Source organism: Bacillus pseudomycoides DSM 12442 (assembly GCF_000161455.1).
In the GTDB taxonomy this organism is placed as follows: Bacteria; Bacillota; Bacilli; order Bacillales; family Bacillaceae_G; genus Bacillus_A; species Bacillus_A pseudomycoides.
Map to the genome: position 1 here is coordinate 5,100,585 of NZ_CM000745.1, position 22,184 is coordinate 5,122,768.

The window sequence follows — 22,184 nt, forward strand, 5'->3', positions numbered from 1 at the left end:
GTTTGGTATTACCTAAACTCTAATGGCGCTATGAAAACAGGGTGGCTTTTTGATAACGGAGTTTGGTATTACTTAAACTCTAATGGCACCATGAAAACAGGATGGCTTCTCGACGGTAACCAGTGGTACTACCTAAATTCAAATGGGACGATGAAAACGGGTTGGCTACAAGAAGGGAGTACATGGTACTATTTACAGCTAAATGGTGTTATGCAAACTGGATTCGCTTCTATTGACGGAACAACGTATTATTTCAATAACAGCGGTACTTGGATTCCTGAAAATAATATTACTGCTACGTCATATATAAACCTTGATTTAACATATGCTTCAAATGTTACTGGTAAAGAAATTGATGCTGACATTAAAAAGTACCAACCAGATAGCCCATTAATTGGACATGGAAACGACTTTGTTGCAGCTCAAGCTCAGTATGGTGTTAACGCACTTTATTTAGCGGCACATGCTATTTTAGAATCCGGATATGGTAAATCTGAAATCGCATATCGCAAACATAATCTATTTGGTTTGCGCGCTTATGATCAGGATCCGTTTAAATATGCAAAATATTTACCAACCTTCGGTGATAGCATTGCCTATAATGCCAATTATGTAAGAGATAAATATTTAGAGAAAAATGGATCATATTACTATGGTCCAACATTGCAAGGTATGAATGTTATGTATTCAACAGATCAAGAATGGTCTACCAAAATCGCAAAAATTATGGAGCGTATTAAACCCTTCCAAAAGCAAGATTATTTATATGCAAAAAAATTACCTAAAAACCCAAATACCTTAAATGTTGACGCACTCTCAAATAATATCCCATATAAAACATATCCACAGGGAACGAAAGCAACTGCTAAACTAGCTGCCTTCTATTACGTTGTACCCTATTCATTTGATGGAGTAATTAAAAGTCAGTCTGTTACAGAAAACAACCAAGGTACATTAGCATTAGGAACATCAGTATTCGTTCATCGCGAAGATCCCAATGGATGGGTCGAATTCTCATTTACAATAAACGGAAATAAATATTGGATATTGAAAACTAAATTAAACATGTAAACAGCACAGCCCTTTTAGACGAAAACTAAAAGGGCTGTATTTATAAAAGCTAAGAGTACATTTAAAGAGGCCAGATTTTCGATATAGTACCTGCAATAGATATATTTCCTAGTACGAAAATTATTGGTTGTTATGCTCTCCCTGAGATATTCCTTTTGGCCAGTGAAGTGGAAAATGTATTTTTTAAGAACCAAAAAGAGGAAATATAAGGTGCTCGTTTTAATCCCTTTCAAGCGTGTTGATCGACCTAACGAGGAAACATCTTGAATCTTCAACCAAGGCTGATAATCACCCTAATTCCTGACCCGCGACCTTGCATAATCCATTTTTCAATTTCAGATGTTCTTTTTCTTTTGGACATAAAAACCCCCCTTTAGATAATCGTATCTAAAGGGGTAAAGCTTCGCATCTTTTTTAAAAACGTCGCGACTTTATTTCAAACCAACAATAAATGTAGCTTTAGAATAAAGATTGATCAAATTAATACTAATAGCCTTGATAAACAAGCAAAAAGAAAGAGCGTGTTTTGAAAAAAGATTAATCAAAACACGCTCTTAATATATTTTATTGAATCATTCTTTTATAAAAAAGTTTGATCATTTCTATGATATTTCCTCCATTAAAGCGCCCTTTAATGGAGGAACATGCCAGAGGGTGTCAAACAAAGAACTAAGGCTTTGGTCAACCTTTTATAAAGCAGTCACAGTAGTAATTTTGTGACTGCCATTTTTAACTAAACGAAAATTGAAACACACTCTAATCCTTTAACTGATAGAAAACCTGTTCAATTTTGCCTCAGTACCAAGCATGACAGTGTTAAGCTCATCCCCTCGGATATCTTGTCCCCTTCTGAAATAGAGACTGCGTAAAAAATTCTTGCTGTTCACGCGAGCAATCACCTGACTCCGACTTCTCGGCAAATTGCAGCATTGCGCTAAGCCGCTAATCCAATCAGCGATTTCTTGATGTGGAAGTAACTCTTTGTCAATCATCGTATCCACGATGTTGACCAACCGCTCATCATCCTCATCGCTAAAAATGTGTCTACCATTATGAAGCATGCCAGAAATAGCGACAAGAACCTCACGCAGCAGTGCGACGCTACTCTCCTCGCACTGCACCAGCTCGACAAAAATATCCGCACCGTGAGAAGCGCTGTGAGCCCAGCCTCCTACTGAAAGGTAACCTCGCAGATCCTTCTCCTCTTTATAATAACGGAGCATTGCATGCATTAATTGCTCAATTTCCGCTTGATTGAAAAATGGATTCTGTCTGTGGCGTTGCACAATCAAAGCGATAGGCAAGGCAGAAAACGTCCTTGTAAAAACTGACTGATCATCCTCGCTGCCAATATTATAGAACAAATGGTTCTCATCAGTCAGAACAGTTAAGAGGCTACGCAACTCCTCTCCACTGAACCTATTCTCTTCCTTAATCCACATATAAAACATCGGATAAATCAGGTTATCCCGTAATTCTGGCTGAGGATCGCCAATATATTGAAGTAACAAAGGTAAGAAATCTTGATGCTGCTCACCTTCGCGTAACTGATACTTATCCTTCTCAATTCTTTGCAAATCCAGCATCAATTTGGTCCTTGTATCGCTCATTTTCCCATCCCTCTCATCATTCGTTCTATTCGGTCGATTGTTTTTTCAAATACTTTTAAACCTACGTTGTTATATTTAAAAATTTTTTGCAATCTTATTTTTACTCCCGATTCATGAGCTGTAATTAACCTTTGACTCTGCTTTAAGTCATCAATAAGAATTATTTCCGATAATATCCAAAGTGAAATCATATAAATTATCATAGTGTAATAGCTCAATTGCTTTATCTCTTTTCATTTCAAGCCTTACTGCATATGTAGTTTCTCTATTTTTTCGAAATCTGTTCTGCGGCCAGCAACAATATAATTCGAATACTCAGTTAAATAAAAGTAATTTCGTTCCAAGTCCGACAGAAATTCATGCTTTCTGTTTGTTTTTATTCCTTTTAAACGAGTTGAACGACCCTTTGAAGATACATCTTGAATCTTTAACCAAGGTTTATAATCTACTCCAATACCGACCCCTCGACCTTGTTTAACCCACTGTTCAATCTCGGATGTTCTTTTTCTTTTCGACATAAAAACACCCCTTTAGATAATCATATCTAAAGGGGTAAAACGGTGCAACTTTATTTCAAATCTACAATAAAATGTAGGATTAAAATAAAGTTTGATCAAAAGAAGGCTACAAATACTGATTTTATAATAGAAGAAACCCATCTATTTTGAAAAAAGATTAATCAAAATAGGTGGGTTTAATTTTTTAAATATTAGAGTTTTTATAAAAAAGATTGATCATTTTATAAGCTTTTAAACCAATCTTCTCCTTTAGTGTATCTTTGATGGTCGATTAAATGTACATGTAAATGTTGTGTTGAATCAATTCTTAATTTATTTTTATACATTCTTTGAAGAGAAGATTGATTCACCTTTTCAGTAGAATAATGAAAAATATGAACGTCCTTATTTTCTTCTTCAATTAAACTTCTAAACATCCCATTTATATGGCCATCATCTCCATTAAAACCATATCCAATAATAGCAATAGAATCACATTCTTTAAATTTCTCATACAGTTCAACATACCTTTGCGACATGGTAATAGATGTAAGGGGTTTAACTCCACTCTGAGTAAAAATAAACGGAACAACTATTTGCTCTGTAGGATTCACTTCACTTAAATCACTGATTATACGATTTTTATAAGGGTCATAATAATCTCGCACACCACCATTTAGATGATATATACTCACACCTTTGATATCATTCTTCTCAAAAATATCAATTATAAAGTTATTATAGTTTGTAGTCCCAACTGCATGTAGGTCAAAATCGTTTTGCATAGTAATTAAATCATGATAAAATCCTGGACCATTTTCAATTTTAGTTTCATCTATCTTTGTTTGATCCTTGATATACCGCTGAACAGTATATAAAAATACAGCAATTTTGGTGAACTTTGCCCATTGGGATTTTGGATTATATAAATATCTAAAATGACTGTCTATTAATGATTGATAGTCCAATGTTTGACAATAAATTTGTTCTAATATTGTCTTTCCTAATTCAATAAATATTTTATTGATATCCGTATTTTCATCCACTTGTTCTCTTGTTTGCTCAATTACAATTTCCATTCCAACTTGTCCGACACTAGAGTAGTTTATATTAAAAATCCCACTAATATCGTCAAATATATTTACTGTAGTGGGCGCTTTCTCAAACAATTCATCGTTCAATTGAGATACAAGGTTTTGCCCTAAAGCTCCTAAAAGCAACTCTAAAAAAGCTGTAATAATTCTTTTCAAATCATTATTAGGTTGCAATTCCAATAATTTTAAAAATGCAGAGAAATATTCCGAATCAAACAAAGAAACTTGATCAGCTAACTTTTTATTCAAAGCAATTTCTTGAGAATATAATTTATCACCGATTTCAATTTTAATTTCTTTGGAAAATATTTCACGTATAGTATCTTCATCAATATCCCAATTATTTAAAATTCCAGCAATGTTAGAATCAAAGTTTTCAAGATACTTTAGTGTACTTTGTCTACGATGCTCTAAACTTGAAGAAATGATTTCTTCAAAATTCCCTTTACCGAATACATTAATTCTTTTTGATTGGAAGTTTTCAGGCAATCATTGAGTAGCAATTTGAGACTGCAAATCAATATTAGCTAGTTGTTCTCTAAAGGCTTCTCGATCTTCTTCTTTCGAGCCTTTAAATATATCTAATGCAAATCTTCCGCCCGAAGGTAAACCATATCCTAATTCGGCACCAGCTCCAAAAAAGAAGCCTAATTTTTTCTTTTGTTCCATCCTCCTACCCCTTTGCTAAAAATTTAAATAAACATCTGTTGCATGAAGCCTTTTTTTTGTTTTTGAAGTAATTCTAGCTTTTGTTGCTGAAGTTGAATTCTTTTATCTAATACATTGAATAATTCTCCAATTTTTTGTTGTTCACTATAAATCGGAATATATATTTTTTGACTATATAATGTACCCCATTCAATATTTTTTCTACATACACTTGCACCTTCTGTAGTAGCTTTTTCAAAAAATTGCTTAGTTGAATCTTTTTTTATCCATGCATGCATAAAAGCGGCATCAACATTAACTAAACTATATACTTTATAAGCAGGTGAAATAATACCATGTTCAAATCTTTGATTTATATTACAATTTCCCAAATGTAAATTTTGAGCCGAAAGAATCATATCGTTTTTTCTAATTTTCAAATAGCCAATATTACTTGCGCCTCTAAAGTGACTGAATAATTCTGAATTTAAATACATTCCATCTATAGCACTTGATAGTAGGGTATCCTCATTCTCAATTTTAGTTTTTTCTCGTCGTTCAGTTATAATTTCTCCAAATTCCCTTTGTTCCCAATCGTCAGTGAAACCGGCAAACCGTACTTGCGGTTGTTTCTCACCCGCTTTTGGAAACATCTTTTGAAGAAACCCTTTTTTCTGTTCTTGCAGCAAATCAATTTTTTGTTGTTGGAGTTGGATTTTTTTATTGAACAAATCCATAAATTTAGAAATCTTTTTTTGTTCATTTATACTCGGTATTTTTATTTCTACGGAGCTTAAAATGCTTTGGCTGACATTAAATCTAGTGCTCCCTCCAGATTTCGAACCAATTTGATGTCTAATAAGTGGGGTTTCTAAATTTAACTTTAAAAAATAAGGCTCATACTCTGCAATTTTTTTACCTCGGATTACAAACCCGCCAAATAGACAATACTCTTTTTCATCTAAATAAACTGAGCATTTCCCTACATCTTCACGAGTTTCTGAACTTCTTAAAAATAAGATGTCTCCGTACTCTACTTTGTTATTATTTTCAGTTTTAGCATCAACTTCTACGCTTCCTTTAATATTCTCATAAACAATATGTTCATTATTAAGAATATCTAGAACGTTAATAAACTTACGACCTTTTCCATAACTATTTTTATCAGCATTAATACCATTATTAAATTCCAGCAATTCATCTAACTTAATACTTGACCATTTATCGTTAAAATTAGGGAATCGTAATTTGGGTACATTCACACCCTACACCCCCAATTCTTTGAAGTATGCAGCTAGTTCTTCATCCACTTTGGCAATTTCTTCATCGATCGCTTGCAGCTGTTTTGCGACTTCTGCTAAATCAACAGGTTCTTCTTCTTCGAACGTATCGACATAACGAGGGATGTTTAAGTTATAATCATTTTCTCTGATTTTATCTAATGTTGCTGCGTAAGCGTATTTATCAATTGTTTCGCGACTTAAATAAGTATCCACGATTTTTTCAACTTGATCGTCTGATAAATGGTTTTGGTTTTTACCTTTTTCAAACTCATTTGAAGCATCAATAAAGATCACGTTGTCATCGTGTTTACGACATTTCTTGAATACTAAAATACATGTTGGAATAGATGTACCGAAGAAAATGTTCCCTGGTAAACCGATTACCGCATCTAAATAGTTTTTCTCTTCGATTAAATATTTACGAATGACACCTTCTGCAGCACCACGGAATAGTACGCCATGTGGTAATACGACTGCGAATGTGCCATTATCATCTAAATGATGAATAAAGTGTTGGACGAATGCGAAGTCCGCTTTTGATTTGGGTGCTAGTTTTGCATAATTGCTGAAACGTTCATCATCTTGGAACTTGTCATCAGCACTCCATTTTGCGCTGTAAGGTGGATTGGCAACGATCGCTTCAAAGCGTTTATCTAGGTGCTGTGGTTCTTCTAACGTATCGGCATTTTTAATATCGAAACGTTGATATGGAATATCATGTAGTAACATATTCATACGTGCTAAGTTGTACGTTGTTGATACTTTTTCTTGACCGTAATAGTTATAAACTTTCGCTTCTTTACCTACACGTAATAGTAAGGAACCAGAACCACATGTACCATCATAAACATCTTTGATTTCTGTTTTACCAGCTGTCACGATTTTCGCTAAGATGCGTGATACTTGTTGTGGGGTATAGAACTCCCCAGCTTTTTTACCAGCGTTTGCGGCGAATTGTGAAATCATATATTCGTAAGCATCACCTAACACATCGATTTCAACATCATCTTGTAAGAATGGGATGTCTGCAATATTCACAAGTACTTTCGCAATCAGTTCAGAACGAGCTTTTACAGTACGTCCTAATTTTGATGAGTTTAAATCCATATCATCAAATAAGTTTTCGAAGTCTTCTTGGCTATCTGCACCCATTGTTGAAGATTCAATGAACTTGACACCATTTTGAAGCATTTCAATATCGAAGTTACCATTAGCCCCTAATTCGATTTCTTTTACGAATGTAGAGAATAAATATTGAGGTGTAATGACATACCCTAATTCATTTATTAAATACTCTTGTAAATCTTCACGATATTCGTCATTTTCCCAAGCTTCTACAAAGCTCAATTCATCTTCTGCAAGTAATGAATTCGCGCGTGATTCTACTTTTTCTGATAAGTAACGGTAGAAAATCAATCCTAAAATATAATCTTTAAACTCATACGCGTCCATTTGGCCACGTAAGTCATTCGCCATTGCCCATAGCTTCTTATGTAATTCAGCTTGTTGCTGGCGTTGTTTTTCACTTGTTGTCATTTTAATGACCTCCTAATTGATCGATAATCTCCACCATTTGATGGTGAAGGAGTAATTGTTCTAATCTATCTTTCTCTTTTAAAAGTGCTGTCTTTCTCTTTTTTAATTGTGCGATCTTCCCTATTACTGTTTGCTTTTCAACATTTGGGAGAACAAGCTCAATTTCTTTTACATTCGATAACTTCAGTGAAGAAATGATACTTCCTTCTGTAAATAATGCAATTTGTTTCTGAATGGAAGGATGCTCATTAAATAGCCACTCCATAAAATGAACATCTACTTTTTCAAAAAAGCTTATTTTCATAAAGTTATTCGTCAGTAATAGACCCTCAAATTGTGGAGGAAACCAAACAACCTTTTGTGTTAATGTATGCAACACAAGGCTTTCAGTATCTGTTAATACTTCTTGTTTAATCTTCTCTTTATTCACATAAATCGATCGATCTTTTTCTTGAGAAATTCGGTAATCGATTCCGAGCAAATGATTAAATTCTTTTAATGTTACCAACTGCATCTGGACACTATCTTCACTCAGATTCGATGTTTCAACTCGATTTGTGAAGACGCCTTGTGTAACATCTGCGCATTCTCTTAACTTCATTGTATGACCTCCTCTCTAAATATTATATTAAATGATATTTTAAATAATATCAAGTTGAAACGCGATTTATTTTTGATATTTTTTAAAATAACGTGAAAAAAGAGAGGTTTCCCTCTCTTTTTCCTATGCTCCATATTTTGCTACTTGCTCATGAATAAAGCTTTTAATCGCTTTAATTGCCTTGTTTTTCTTTAAAAATGACCCTGATAAACGGTCCATAATGGTACTATCTTCAATGATATTGGCATATTCATAGGTTGCCACTTGTTCTTTTAAAACAGATTGCTCTAATCCTACTTCACTTGCAAAAGTATTCATTTCTTCTTCTTGTACTTCTTCTTCATACTTTGAATATTCATCAAGAATCGATACATTTGTACCGAGCTGTGGCACAATTTTATCTAAGAAATTATGAATTAGTTCAACTTTTAAACGTAATTTTTCATCAGACGCATGATCTAATTCTTGCTTGATTAATTTAATTTCTTGATCACGTGTTTTTTCGTCATCCATTGTTAAATTCGCAATCAAATTCATAATATAGCTGACATTAATACGATCTGTATGCATTAGCTCTAACTCAAAATCAATGTCTTGTAAAATAGATTCCTTACGTGGATCTTCTTTTTTCAAGCGATCATGGATTTTGAAGTATTTACTTTTATAGTCCTCGTAAGATTGCTCAGTGATTTGCAGTTCATCTTCATCAAATTCAAAGTCAGAAAATGATTGCAAGCGTTGAAGCATTTTTGTGACATTTTTGAAGGCCACAATAAATTCACGTTGATCTTCTTCTGTTTGAAGTGCATCGACTTGTTCAGGCGATGCTGCAACTTTTTTGAGTCCTTCTAATGCTTCTTTAAATTTCGCCAGATAAGCATCGTAATTTTGCATTAAGACATCATCAACCGAATTGGTTTTAGAGAATAAGCGAATTGTATCATCGGTTTGCTCTTTCAAATTGCGGTAACAAACGACGTTTCCATAAGGTTTTGTCGCCTTTTCTACACGGTTTGTACGACTATAAGCTTGCAATAGATTGTGATACTGCAAGTTTTTATCAACATATAATGTATTGAGTGGTTTACTATCAAATCCCGTTAAGAACATATTTACGACTAATAAAATATCGATTTGTGCTTGCTTCATTTTCTTTGATACATCTGAGAAATAGCGGTCCCATGCATCAGTTGAATAATCTGTTCCAAACATTTGATTATAATCCACAATCATACGATCCAATGCTTCACGTGAATGTTCTTCTGTACCATCACTTTCTTCGTTCGCACCAAACGAATAAATCCCTGCAATTTTCAAGTTATGATTTTTCGCTTTAAATAAATCATAGTACTTAATTAACGTTTGAATCGAATCAACCGCAAAGATACCGCAATATCCTTTACTTTTCGCACGGCGATTATGATTGTCGATAATATGGTCTGCAATCATATTTAAACGTGTAGGATGGCGCAGCACCTCATCTGTATCAATACCTTCTACTTTCGTATCATCGAATTCATCTGCTTTCGATTGGAACGTGCTAATGTATTCAACTGAGAAGCCTAATACATTGCCATCACGAATCGCATCTTTAATTAAATAGTGATGTAAACATTTTTCAAATAAATCTGCTGTTGTACGACCATCCTGGCTTTTGTTTTCTTCAAAACGTGGTGTACCCGTAAATCCGAAGTATTGTGCATTTTGGAAGTGGTGATCAATATCTTTGCGCATATCACCAAACTGGCTACGATGACATTCATCAATAATAAAGACAACATGTTCTTGTTTATATGGCTCCATGATTTTTTCATAACGTGGATTTTTCACCGCATTACTCATTTTTTGAATCGTTGTGACGATGAAGCGCTTCATTGGATTTTTAATTTGTTTAATTAATTCATCTGTTTTATCTGTGCGGTCTACAGAGCCTTTTTCGAACTTGTTAAACTCTGCAGTAGTTTGACTGTCCAAATCTTGGCGATCGACAAGGAAAAATACTTTCTTAATACTTTCTTCATTTGCTAAAATTTGCCCTGCTTTGAAAGAAGTTAATGTCTTCCCTGAACCTGTAGTATGCCAAATGAAACCATTGTTATTCGTTTCATTTGCTCGTTTTACTAAGGCTTCCACTGCATATACTTGATACGGACGCATAACCATTAGAGCCTTATCAGTATCGTTAATAATCATATAACGGCTAACCATTTTCGCTAGATGGCAAGGTTGCAGAAAAGTTTTCGTAAAGTCTTGTAGATTCGTAATAATATTATTTTCTTCATCTGACCAGAAGAAAGTAAAGCCAAATTGAATATCATAATCAGAATTGGAGAAGTACTTCGTATCAACACCATTACTTACAACAAAGATTTGCAGGAAGTGATATAACCCTTGGAATGAATGGCGACGATAGCGCTGGATTTGATTAAATGCTTCTTTAAAATCTAGACCTCGACGTTTCAACTCAATTTGAACAATAGGTAACCCATTAATGAAAATCGTGACATCATAACGATTTTCATATTTACCGAACATGGTCGTCTGTGTTGTTACTTGAAATAAGTTTTTACACCATTGTTTTGTATTCATTAATTCTAAATAAAGTTCTGTTCCATCTTCACGCTCGATTAATAACTTGTCACGTAAGATTTTCGCAGATTCATAAATACTTTTATCTTCTGTTGCAACAAGCACACGCTTAAATTCTTTATCTGTTAACGGTTGCCCATTTAATTTCTTCTCATTGAACTTATTTAATTGCGCACGAAAATTGGCTAATACAGCTGCATAATCCGATAATTGAACAGCTTCATAACCTTGTTTTTGCAATTGCTCGACTAAATGATTTTCTAGTTTTGCTTCTGACTGATAACCCAATTCCACATCCCCCACATATCCACTTTTATATATTCAAAATATCTTTACCTATCAATAATCATACCATCGAAAAGAATTTCTGTATTAATATTCCATAAAGTATATTAATAAATTTGTTCTATGAGAAATTATACGATTTGTCAAACTAGCTTTTCAAATAACAATTTAGCTTTATGTATAACGCTTTTCTTACTGTGTTTAGCTTTTTTTACAACAATACCTTCTCTTTCTATCCCCATAATCAATTCCTTGGCCCAAACACCATTTTTATCCACTAAGCCCGACAACATGTCTTGAATAATCGAAGACCATTCCACACTGATAGTTGCGGACAATATCAACATAGATAAGGAACGACTTTCTCGTTCTATTTCCAAAACTTTGTACCGTCTCCCATTAAATAATTCTATACTAGCTACTATGTACTTACGATTTGTAATTCCGTCATCTAAGTAACTAAATTTTCGCTTTTCACTCCCTGTTGGTAATATACCTGTAGCTACATTAATTGCTTTAACTTCGGGATAACCTTCTAAAATTTTAAGTACGTTAATAAAATCTGATAATTCGCCTTGTGCCTGTATCTCATATAAAGATTTATTTTCTATTCCTCTTGCAAGCTGATTACCGCCAACATCAGCGGTAGATCTTCGTGCATTATCCTCAATGAAATAACGTTTTGTATTTTCATCTTCTTGTGTTCGTTGTTTATTAGAATTTCTACGAATTTTTGTTACCTTCGGAAGCTTTTCGTATTCATGAATTTGATTATCCATTTCTATTATATCAAAATCATCAGTTGTTCCCTCAGCTTCTTCATCTAATTTCATTTCAGATTCACCTATACCATCATTCTGCTTTGAATGAAATGCATATTTTTTAGCTTCGCTTGTCCTTTCATTTTGAATTATCTCTGGATGAGTAAATGAAATCTCTTTATAAGGAATCTTTTTGTTTTTAACACGCTTTATTCGAAGGATAGTTCCTCCCGCTACACTTGATTTCACAACAGCAGTAACGGTAATAGGTTGCTTGAATAACCAATCAAACTGTAGGACTCCTGTATTAATAAAGGTATAAGCGGTATTTTCGAACACTTGTCTTAGATCTGAATTTGTTAAAAGCCATACTAGCTGGAATAAGTAGGAGTCTTTCGTATACTTACGATGATATTGTGATGAAAAATCTAGATGTAGCTTATTGGGCTCGTATTGCTCAATAAAATATTGCGGAAAAGAATTCGTTTCAAATAAACGATATAATAAGAATCGATTTGGTGCTAAAATACTACGCACAACTTCAATAAGGGGCAAGATATATTTTTTATTTTGGTATGAAACAGTGAAACTACGCGAAACATCTTTATCATTTGTACCAAATATGCTCCAATCCCTTTCTGAATAGGTCACAGTGTTTGGATAAATTTTAATTTCAACTTCTTCTATACCTGACGGAGGAATACTTTGACTAATATTGCCGTTCATGTAGTAATGCTGAATAGCTAAAGCTGGCAAAGTTCCCCAATCAACTAATAATTTTTCAGTCCTATCATTTGCTCTAAAATACGCATAAATCATCGTTTTTTTATCTTGCAAAAAAGGAGAGCTAATCCAAGTTAATTGTGCTTGCTCTCCTTCATCAAATGGCCAATTATTCAGTTTAATCTGTTGTTTGCTCATCATTACTCACATCCTGTTTCTTTTTCAAATATTCTTCTAGCTTTGGTTTTATTTCATGAAAATGATGCGTTTTTACTGCTGCTATACGCTGTACTTTCCATAGTATAACTGGCTCATCCATCGTTATCATTTGGTCAATCACTTTACAACAACGACGAATTTGAAATTGCTCGACTGACTCAATTATTCCTTTTAATAATTCCTTTGTTTGCGATAGTTTATCTAAATGATGCTCCAAGTTCGCTAATATTCCTAATCGTTTGCCTATCGCTGAAACTGTTATTCGAATAGGCCTTTCTTTTGCTAATAAATCTTTATAGAGCGTTTTTATTTTTACCACATATTCTCTATCTCGTTTATCCCAGTCTATCGTTTTAGTTGGCTCTAGCTTCTTTTGATTTATAGGCAAATTCTTCATCAACCATTCTTGATCATACCGATATAAGAACATATATTGCTTTTTAAAACGGTCTCTCAAAGCTTTACGAGATAAATCAGGAAATTTTCGTATCCCTTCTATCATTTCATTTTTATATTGTTCAAGTAACGCTTTATTCTCTGTTTTTACTTGATTACTTACCAACTCATGTTCCCCTAAATACCTTTTAACTGTCTTTGAATCGACTCCTAATTCTCTCGCAATTACTCTTGTACTAAGATTGGCCTTAGACAATTGTTTAAGCTTTGACTTCCACACTTCACCAAATACTTTCACCCTTCCTATACGAAATCGATCTTCTAAAGACAGATCAGGCCCTTTTCTTGCGTAGACAAATCCACATGAACAGGTAAATGTACCAATTGGAGCTGTTGATTTAAAATCTCTTGTAACCTCAACACTAGGAATAACCAAATCTCTATAGTGTGTTGCCGCTTTATTCAAACAAGGCCAAGGCCCCGTACCAAATGGACCTCCATTAACCTTTTGATTCACAAATTCATCTACATCCTGCTCTAAAAAATATAGCATTAACAAATGCCTAAAAGGATGTACATGACGCTTTGTATTACGAGTAATCACCTTTAACCAGTTATACTCATCAGCTATATTTAGGGTACTCTCATACTTTTCTAAAAAGCCTTTAGGGAACTTACTTTTAAATGCTTGATACAATTCTTTTTGACGTACTCGATTTGAAACTGTAATTAGATTTAATTCACACAATAACGCACTGTATTTCAACTTAATATCTTCTCGTGAAAATTTATGTAACGGCAATTGCAATAATTTATATGCTTGTTTTGATAAGTAAATTGACATTTTTGCCAAAGGATCATCTTTGTAAATAGAAGATAGATCCATATTCTTTAACTCAAAACGAATGTATTCAATACGGCTAGTTGTATCTACTGGATATTTTCTCAATTGCACCTCATGGTGGGGACAGTAATCAATGCCTTGTAGCTGATGCTCTCGATGTATATATGGCTCTCCAAATTGCTCTACATCACTTTTCGTACATTCGGCACAATAATAGAGGCCAGCTTTTCTACAAATACTTCCTGCAATCATACCAAGTCTTGTATAAAGTGCTTGTCCATTACTAGAAACGTCTTGTAGAATTTCTTGCTGACGCTGCTTTGTTAAAAATATTACATAATAAGAATAAATTGTATGATTAGCTAATATAGTCTCAACAGAATAGTTAGAGCCTATATTAGCTAATATAGCAAAATGGCTACCAATCTCCACACTCGGAATCACAGAACGACTTTGAAACACTTCTTCTAACGTGTCTTTACAATCAATATTGCCACTATAAAAGTGATAACGTGCAATCGCTGAATATATTAATTCATCTGGATATGGATTAGTGAAAAATGGTAGCATTTATATGACCTCCTAAACTCCAATATTTTATTCCGCTTTTTCTATTATTGAGTTACTCCAGTATCTCAATGCAGTCATCAATACTAAACATATTAAGGTTGCTATAAATTTACCCCAAAAAGTATTCCATCCACTAACAGAATAAAATAATGTCGCAAAAGCTAATAAAGTGGAGGAATCTGTATACATTGCTACTAAAATATTATTTTTCAAAACTACTTTAGCCGCGCTTTTTATAATACTTCCTTCTAAACCAAACCATACTATTGAAAATACCGCATATAAAAATCCAACTTCTTTAATTTGTGTTATAAGAAATGTAACACCTGTGATTACAATTAAAGCTAAAAAAGCTAAAGTAACTTTAAAGTTTTTAATATCTGTTTCTTCATCTACTTTAATTGTCTTTTCCTTCATCATTACCACCTCCAAGTAAAAGTTTAAAAAAATTCTTGTAATACTTGTTTTATAAATCCTTTTGATTTCAAGAAATTATAAGGGTGTTCATTACTCTGAATTGCTTTCCCCCTTAATTCTAATAACGGTAATAATTCTATTTTATTTACATTTTTCAGGCCTTTGGCTAATTTCTTTTGCCTATCCATTGCTTCCTGAACAGCTTCAAATTTTAAAATGTTGTATTCTACATCAATAGGGCTATTTTCAATAATCTTAGTAACCAACTTCTTAATATCAGTAGCATTCAAAGCATCAAAAATTCCTAGCGAAGCAACTTCAATACTTAAACTTTCAATCGTATCTTGTCTCTTATATTGCAACGTATTTTGACGTTCTTTCATCGCCTCTTTGATTTTCCCCTCGTACTCGGTGTTTTGCTTATGATTAACCATTAACTCGTCAAGATTAATCATAATATCCTCATACTTATACATTGCTTTCAAATCATTTTTACGAATAGCATTAAGCATCGGTTGAATAATTTCCATATCCTCTTTAGCTGTTTTCTTTAGCACGCGAGAAGTAATTATTTCTTTTTCATTTGATTCATCAAACAGCGCTCGCTCCTGTGCTAGAATAAACAAATTTACAGCTACCGAAGTAATTCCTTGGCATTCTTCATAAAACGTCTTTTTAATTTCTTCAGTAAGCTCTGAACGAGTTTTTAAACATTGTAATTCCCATAACGTTTCTAAAAAGAACTCCCATTCCTCACTGTCCTCAGCCATAAGATCCCAAATAATTGCACCATCACTTGCTGCACGACGAGCTTGACGGAAGTTTCCTTTAAATAATTGTTGGGCTTTCGAGGTACCAATTAACACTGTAGGGATGCCGACTGTATTTGATAATGTAACAAAAAAGTTCAACATCTCTTCTTGATCATTTTTTGAATGTAGTAAATGCTGAATTTCATCAATAACTAACACTCCGATACCGTACATGCTTGCTAAAGAAGTCATGTGTAAAAGCATCGTTGACGTAACACGATTTAAATAACCATACTTCTCTAAATAACGAGTACCGAGTAGATCATCAATCGCCTTGAAGAATCCTTTACACATTGTAGATAAGCTACCATCATATGGACAATCGATTTTAAGCCAAACAATTTGTGTACGATTAAATGGTTGTCCTTTGTAAATTTCATGTTTAATAACTTGCGGATACATAAGTAGTAAACGCTCAATTGCTGTTGTTTTTCCAATACCTGAAATACCAATAATCGATAAACTATCTGCCGTGGAACGTATATAGTTTAATCGCTCATCAATATACTTATGTGCTTCTTCTTCATCTTCTCTTAGCTGATGTAAAACTCGAATGCGCTCTAGAAATGTTTTATCTAATGGATTACGTGCTAAATAGCCTCGGCGAATTAAAGTAGATAGGCGACGCTCTACTTCAAAATGAATCGGCAAAGGTTGAATGAAGTTCTTTACACGCTTCAACACATGATAGCGAATATTCGTTTCACTTTGTTTATCTTGCTCTGTAATACGTGGTGTTACCATAAACCGTTCTAACACATCATCTTCATCAAAGATTGGTGGGAGCACTTCGATAAAAGGATTATTGTCATACTCCAATAAAGCCTGCCCCTTGTAATTGGCTTCCTCAAAATCACCTTTAAGGACAAGATTATTCGTCTTTTCCAAACTTCTCATCTCGCTTTTTCTTTAATTTTTCCATTAGGCGAGAGCTAGACTTTTTAGATAGCTCGCTTTGTACCTTTTCTTTTGTAGAAAAATCAATTACTTCTGCTTTTTCACTAACAGCTGCTGGTGACAAATCGAACTTTTCTTGTTGTCTATTTAACTGCTTTTCTATACTTTTATTTTCTCTAATAGATGCAATCTTTTCTCTTTTGCTAGTAGATTTATTTAAAGATTGTTGTTGCTTTTTCTTTGCTTTTTTAATAATTTCATCCATCTTTGCATCTGTATTAATCGTCAGCTGTATTTGATTAGAACGTTCGATTTCTTCCAATTCACTTCGTAATTGTTGTTGGAAAATAATTTCTTCTAAGAAGTCATTGCGATATTGTTGACTTGGCTCAAGTAAAATACAAGACTCGAAGTCCACCCCATTATCATGCGGAATATAAATTTTCTCTATGTTACGTGGATCATAAACTATCTCGATACTTCTATTCTTAAGTTTTAAATACCATTGTTCTTCAATTGCTTGCTTTGAACTATATAATAGGTTCTTAAATTTAATACCAGCTCTAGAAATAGTAGCGTTTCCTCGTGGTAAAACATTTAACCTTAGAATATTTCTATCAACAGTTCTTAATCTGCCCTTACGGCTTTGAATTCCCCAGTTCCATAAATTGATTGGAGTTGGTACTAAGCCATCTGTAATCATTTCTTTTTCCATTGGATATTTATCAACGATTTTATGGTTGTGATGAAGCACCAGCGTAATAATTATTGCTGTAAATTCTTTAAGATTTAAGGTCGCATCCAAACGATAATCTCTGTCTCCACGTTCACGATATTCTTTTTGAATAGCACCTGGTGCCTTTTGTTTTACCTTTCCATTCAATGTACGGAATTTACGTTCTACAATTCCTTTTAAATCCCCTCGATAAGCAGTTGTATTTTCAATTTTGATATTTAAATTATTAATTAGATTTTCAACAGAGTAACCTTCAAACTCACCTCGATCAGCAATAATGATTTCGGGTAAATGATATGTAGGCCATTGCTCCTCAAATATTTCAATCCCATATTGTTTACAAAATTCCACTTTATCAGTGACCATATTATCTAAAGCCATCATCGCTCCGATCCATGATGGACCTTCTAAACCCACATATAATCCTGTAACGATACGAGAATACACATCGATTACGGCGTAAATAACTGGTCTACCAATGGCTTTATTTACATCCAAGGAGCTAGCTAAATAAATATCTGCGATTGTTGCATCAATTTGAAAACGCGTTCCTGGACCGTTTGTTTCAGATTTCGAATCACTTAAAATTGGTCTATGTTTAGACTCAAATTCCTTTGCGCTCTTACGGAATTGAATATCTTTTTTTGGATCCTCTAATTTCTTAAACCAATAGTAAAACTGATTATATGAAGGTATTCGACTACCATTCCAAACTTGGTATTTCACTTCGCCATTCTCTTTATAGCGATCTGAGTAGAAATCACGCAGAATAAAATGGTATACGTCTGTTAATGAATAGTTATTTGTTTTGCGATAATACTTTTTAATAGCATGTTCAAACTGCAACTTCACTTCATCAGTAATATTAATACCCGTTTGATAATCTCCACTAATATTTACTCTTCGAGGGCGTCCTGTTTTAGCATTTGTTAAAGATTTGATTTTCCCCTTACCCCCAGAATTTGCGTAGTCCGGTAACATTGCATTTTTGTTCATACCACGCTGCCAATAACGACTGAGAAGCTTTTTTACCTTCGTTTTCCCAAGTTCACTTTCCTTAACAATCTCCTGAATCTTATTTTCACGACCTTGTTTATTAAGTAATTCGCTCATATTATGAAGAATATATTTTTCAACTGTATACCAATCTTCTTCACGTTTTCGTATTTGCACTTCTGTTAATTCGTTATCTGGAATAGCTTTTGCATAAGGATCACTAATCACTAGAAGTTCACCTTGTTTAATATCTGTCTGTAAGCTACCATATAATTCTTTTTGAGGCATAGCACTTGTCGTATCAACATTAACGGTATACACGTATGATTCTTCAATATCTATTACACGTATTCTCCTAGAATCTTTTACATACTGAAGCACTTGATTAATATAGATCATCCATACTTCACCTTCTTCAACTTACTTTCATCAATTGACTTAATATCAATTGGTTCCTCTAAATTTAGTGGTTTAAGCATATCTATCACAATAATTTTCTGAGCAAGCAAATGATAAAAAAGGGTCACACCACTCCCAAAAGGCAAATGTGTATCTGTATCAAATTCACTTGTAATAATACGAATACTACATGAATCGTTTAGTAATCTTTGCATCAACGATAAAGATAAATCCTCGATGAGCTGTGAACTCATTTCTTGAAATGCATCGTAATCTCGAATATCGTAATAGTCATGAATGTAGCTAATATTCCGTGCCATTATTTTATGAATCTCTTCCTCTGTAACAATGCCCCAATCAATGTCTCGCCGCTGCCAATACTCTCGCTCGATCTCAAACTTTTCAAGTACACGTTCCTTCAGTAATTCATCCTTCATTTTGACTGTACGAGCCACTTCAAACACACCTTGTCCTTTATCTACAGTTAATAAAAAATCCGTTGTCATCACAATTGGTTCACCAGTTTTAGGATTAGTAGGATGCTTAATACCTAATTCATCTGCAATGACAATTGTTTCTTCCAACGGTAGTAAAGGAAATTGCTCACGAATATCAGCAACAAAATCCGAATGTTCAGTTAAGTAAAAGTAGTTTCGTTCTAAATCCGATAAAAATTCATGTTGCCTACTCGTTTTTATTCCTTTTAAACGAGTTGAACGACCTAGAGAGGATACATCTTGAATTTTCAGCCACGGTTTATAATTTGTACCGATACCTGAACCGCGACCTTCTTTTATCCACTTTTCAATTTCAGATGTTCTTTTTCTTTTAGACATAAAAACACCCCTTTAGATAATCATATCTAAAGGGGTAAAGCATCGCAACTTTTTTTAAAACGTCGCGACTTTATTCAAAACATCGCATCTTTTTTATAAACATCGCGACTTTATTTCAAATCCACATAAAATTATGAACCTCCCAATCTCCTACTCAACAGTAACAGATTTAGCTAAGTTACGTGGCTTATCAACATCACACTCGCGGTGAAGCGCTGCGTAGTATGAAATCAGTTGTAATGGAATAACCGCTACAAGCGGTGCTAACGCTTCATGTACAGCTGGTAATACGAAGCTGTCACCTTCCATTTCTAAGCCTTTCATTGCGATGATACACGGGTTTGCTCCGCGTGCTACTACTTCTTTTACATTGCCGCGAATTCCAAGGTTTACGTGCTCTTGTGTAGCAAGCGCGATAACTGGTGTACCTTTTTCGATTAACGCGATTGTACCGTGTTTTAATTCTCCACCAGCAAATCCTTCTGCTTGGATGTAAGAGATTTCTTTTAGCTTTAACGCACCTTCTAAACCAACATAGAAGTCTACGCTACGTCCGATGAAGAAACAGTTGCGAGTTGTCGCCAAAAATTGCTTTGCAAGTGCATCCATTTCTTCTTTTTGATTACAAAGTACTTCCATTGCATTGGCTACAAGACCTAATTCGTGTGTTAAGTCAAAATCAAGAACTTCACCTTTTGCTTTCGCAATGTCAGCTGCTAAGATTGAAAGCACTGCAAGTTGTGCTGTGTAAGCTTTCGTAGAAGCGACTGCAATTTCTGGTCCTGCATATAAAGGTAGTGTATAGTCCGCCTCACGAGAAAGCGTAGAACCTGGTACGTTTGTGATTGTCAATGCTTTATGACCCATTTCATTTGTTTGCACAAGTACTGCACGGCTATCTGCTGTTTCACCACTTTGTGAAATGTAAATGAAGAATGGTCTTTCTGTTAATAGTGGCATATTGTAAGAGAATTCACTTGCTACGTGTACTTCTACAGGTACTTTCGCAAATTTTTCGATGAATTGCTTTCCAACAAGACCAGCATGGTAACTTGTTCCACATGCAATAATATAAATACGATCGCTATCTAAAATTGCATTACGAATATCTTCATCTAATTCAATTTCGCCATCTTCATTTTGATACTTTTGAATGATATTACGGATTACAAGTGGTTGCTCATCAATTTCTTTTAACATGAAATGAGGATATGTTCCTTTTTCAATATCACTTGCATCTAATTCCGCTGTAAACGGTGCACGCTCAATCGTTTCACCTTGTAAGTTTTTAATTGTAATGCTTTCTTGTGTTACGATCACCATTTCTTTATCCATTAACTCGATAAATTGATCTGTAACTTGTAACATTGCCATTGCATCGCTTGCAACAACATTAAAGTTGTCACCAACACCTACTAATAGCGGGCTTTTGTTTTTAGCAACATAAATCATGTTTGGGTTTTCAGCATCAAGTAAGCCAATTGCATAAGAACCATGTAAAATGGATAACGTTTGACGGAATGCGTCTTCTACACTTAATCCTGTGTTGACTTGCTGTTCCATAAGCTGAACGATAATTTCTGTATCTGTTTCACTTACAAACGTCACATCTTGAAGATATTCTTTTTTCACTAATTCATAGTTTTCAATTACACCATTATGAACTAGTGTAAAGCGTTTTGACGTACTTTGATGCGGATGTGCATTGACTTTACTTGGAACACCATGTGTTGCCCAGCGTGTATGACCGATTCCCACGCTTGCAGCTACATTTTCATCCACGATTTCACGAAGTTTTGCAATACGGCCTTTTTCTTTGAATACAACAACACCGTTCTCTGCCTGTACTGCAATACCCGCTGAATCATATCCACGGTACTCTAGCTTCTCTAAGCCTTTTAATAAAATTTCTTTTGCATCTTGATCACCAATAAATCCTACGATTCCACACATGTTTAGTCGCCGTTACAAATGCTTACATTGCTTTGCGAACATGTAACGACATAGTCCGATCCCATTATTTACATATAAAAAACGGATTACATATTGCTAGCCCTGTAAGTCTGTAACGGCTTTCACCTTCCTCTCGATTGGGTTTCAGTCCGTATATACTTATACAGCCAGTATTCATCCGTTCTTTTTCCCTCATCACACTTTTATCTTTGTCCATTGAGTCACCTCAACGCTTTAAATAAAAGCTTTCGGTTGTGATGAACAACCGGGAGTCATCCGCCGAAATCTCGATAAAACTCCTCCTCGTCAACTACATAACTTGTAGCTCTGGCGCTTTCATAATTCATATATTAATTTTGAGAAAAAGAACAAGACCATCTTATAACAAACAGCATAAACCGTCAATGAAAA

16 protein-coding genes and 3 pseudogenes are annotated in these 22,184 nt (G+C 34.2%); 1 reads left to right on the forward strand and 18 read right to left on the reverse strand.

Annotated elements, in window-relative coordinates:
• Nucleotides 1-1,071, forward strand: a 1,071-nt coding sequence (locus tag BPMYX0001_RS25825; RefSeq protein ID WP_033799401.1) for a glucosaminidase domain-containing protein, incomplete at its 5' end; no start/stop codon positions are given.
• A 208-nt stretch (nucleotides 1,072-1,279) separates the two neighbouring features.
• On the opposite strand, the pseudogene BPMYX0001_RS34785 reads toward BPMYX0001_RS25825, so the two are convergent.
• The 18 genes and pseudogenes from BPMYX0001_RS34785 to BPMYX0001_RS34790 all read right to left on the reverse strand — a co-directional run.
• A pseudogene (locus BPMYX0001_RS34785) lies at nucleotides 1,280-1,432 on the reverse strand (heteromeric transposase endonuclease subunit TnsA); the annotation flags it as partial.
• A gap of 403 nt (nucleotides 1,433-1,835) precedes the next feature.
• Nucleotides 1,836-2,681 carry a DUF2785 domain-containing protein gene (locus tag BPMYX0001_RS25835; RefSeq protein ID WP_033799402.1) on the reverse strand — a complete coding sequence of 282 codons (846 nt, stop codon included), beginning with the start codon at nucleotides 2,679-2,681 and terminating at the stop codon, nucleotides 1,836-1,838.
• On the reverse strand, nucleotides 2,678-2,899 hold the full coding sequence (locus tag BPMYX0001_RS33385) for a hypothetical protein (RefSeq protein WP_244268560.1): 222 nt from the start codon (nucleotides 2,897-2,899) through the stop codon (nucleotides 2,678-2,680). The genes BPMYX0001_RS25835 and BPMYX0001_RS33385 overlap by 4 nt, the downstream gene beginning before the upstream one ends.
• Nucleotides 2,900-2,977: 78 nt before the next feature.
• Nucleotides 2,978-3,199: pseudogene (locus BPMYX0001_RS25845) on the reverse strand (PDDEXK family nuclease); the annotation flags it as partial.
• 221 nt (nucleotides 3,200-3,420) lie between these two features.
• A complete protein-coding gene (locus BPMYX0001_RS25850) occupies nucleotides 3,421-4,761 on the reverse strand; it encodes a hypothetical protein (protein WP_006097133.1) in 1,341 nt (446 codons plus the stop codon).
• A complete protein-coding gene (locus tag BPMYX0001_RS34285; RefSeq protein ID WP_006097134.1) occupies nucleotides 4,762-4,941 on the reverse strand; it encodes a hypothetical protein in 180 nt (59 codons plus the stop codon).
• 23 nt (nucleotides 4,942-4,964) lie between these two features.
• Nucleotides 4,965-6,182 (reverse strand): restriction endonuclease subunit S, encoded by a 1,218-nt coding sequence (locus BPMYX0001_RS25860; RefSeq protein WP_006097135.1) that lies wholly within the window; start codon nucleotides 6,180-6,182, stop codon nucleotides 4,965-4,967.
• 3 nt (nucleotides 6,183-6,185) lie between these two features.
• Nucleotides 6,186-7,739, reverse strand: coding sequence for a type I restriction-modification system subunit M (locus BPMYX0001_RS25865; RefSeq protein WP_006097137.1), 1,554 nt, complete (start codon nucleotides 7,737-7,739; stop codon nucleotides 6,186-6,188).
• A 1-nt stretch (nucleotide 7,740) separates the two neighbouring features.
• Nucleotides 7,741-8,340 (reverse strand): restriction endonuclease subunit S domain-containing protein, encoded by a 600-nt coding sequence (locus tag BPMYX0001_RS25870; RefSeq protein ID WP_033799403.1) that lies wholly within the window; start codon nucleotides 8,338-8,340, stop codon nucleotides 7,741-7,743.
• A 123-nt stretch (nucleotides 8,341-8,463) separates the two neighbouring features.
• Nucleotides 8,464-11,217, reverse strand: coding sequence for a type I restriction endonuclease subunit R (locus BPMYX0001_RS25875; RefSeq protein ID WP_033799404.1), 2,754 nt, complete (start codon nucleotides 11,215-11,217; stop codon nucleotides 8,464-8,466).
• A gap of 140 nt (nucleotides 11,218-11,357) precedes the next feature.
• The gene (locus BPMYX0001_RS25880; RefSeq protein WP_033799778.1) at nucleotides 11,358-12,896 is read right to left on the reverse strand and encodes a Tn7-like element transposition protein TnsE; all 1,539 of its coding nucleotides are present in this window, start codon (nucleotides 12,894-12,896) and stop codon (nucleotides 11,358-11,360) included.
• Nucleotides 12,877-14,727: a TnsD family Tn7-like transposition protein gene (locus tag BPMYX0001_RS25885; RefSeq protein ID WP_006097143.1), complete on the reverse strand. Its 1,851-nt coding sequence runs from the start codon at nucleotides 14,725-14,727 to the stop codon at nucleotides 12,877-12,879. Before BPMYX0001_RS25885 ends, BPMYX0001_RS25880 begins: the two co-directional genes overlap by 20 nt.
• A 27-nt stretch (nucleotides 14,728-14,754) precedes the next feature.
• Nucleotides 14,755-15,144: a hypothetical protein gene (locus tag BPMYX0001_RS25890; protein ID WP_139358585.1), complete on the reverse strand. Its 390-nt coding sequence runs from the start codon at nucleotides 15,142-15,144 to the stop codon at nucleotides 14,755-14,757.
• A 23-nt stretch (nucleotides 15,145-15,167) separates the two neighbouring features.
• Nucleotides 15,168-16,853 (reverse strand): ATP-binding protein, encoded by a 1,686-nt coding sequence (locus tag BPMYX0001_RS25895; protein WP_033799405.1) that lies wholly within the window; start codon nucleotides 16,851-16,853, stop codon nucleotides 15,168-15,170.
• Nucleotides 16,828-18,984: a Mu transposase C-terminal domain-containing protein gene (locus BPMYX0001_RS25900; RefSeq protein ID WP_033799406.1), complete on the reverse strand. Its 2,157-nt coding sequence runs from the start codon at nucleotides 18,982-18,984 to the stop codon at nucleotides 16,828-16,830. Before BPMYX0001_RS25900 ends, BPMYX0001_RS25895 begins: the two co-directional genes overlap by 26 nt.
• Nucleotides 18,981-19,820: a heteromeric transposase endonuclease subunit TnsA gene (locus tag BPMYX0001_RS25905; RefSeq protein WP_006097147.1), complete on the reverse strand. Its 840-nt coding sequence runs from the start codon at nucleotides 19,818-19,820 to the stop codon at nucleotides 18,981-18,983. The genes BPMYX0001_RS25900 and BPMYX0001_RS25905 overlap by 4 nt, the downstream gene beginning before the upstream one ends.
• 150 nt (nucleotides 19,821-19,970) lie before the next feature.
• Entirely contained in the window at nucleotides 19,971-21,773 is a 1,803-nt protein-coding gene (gene glmS / locus BPMYX0001_RS25910; protein ID WP_006097148.1) for a glutamine--fructose-6-phosphate transaminase (isomerizing), read from the reverse strand.
• A gap of 12 nt (nucleotides 21,774-21,785) precedes the next feature.
• Nucleotides 21,786-21,969: pseudogene (locus BPMYX0001_RS34790) on the reverse strand (hypothetical protein).
• Nucleotides 21,970-22,184: the final 215 nt, after the last annotated feature.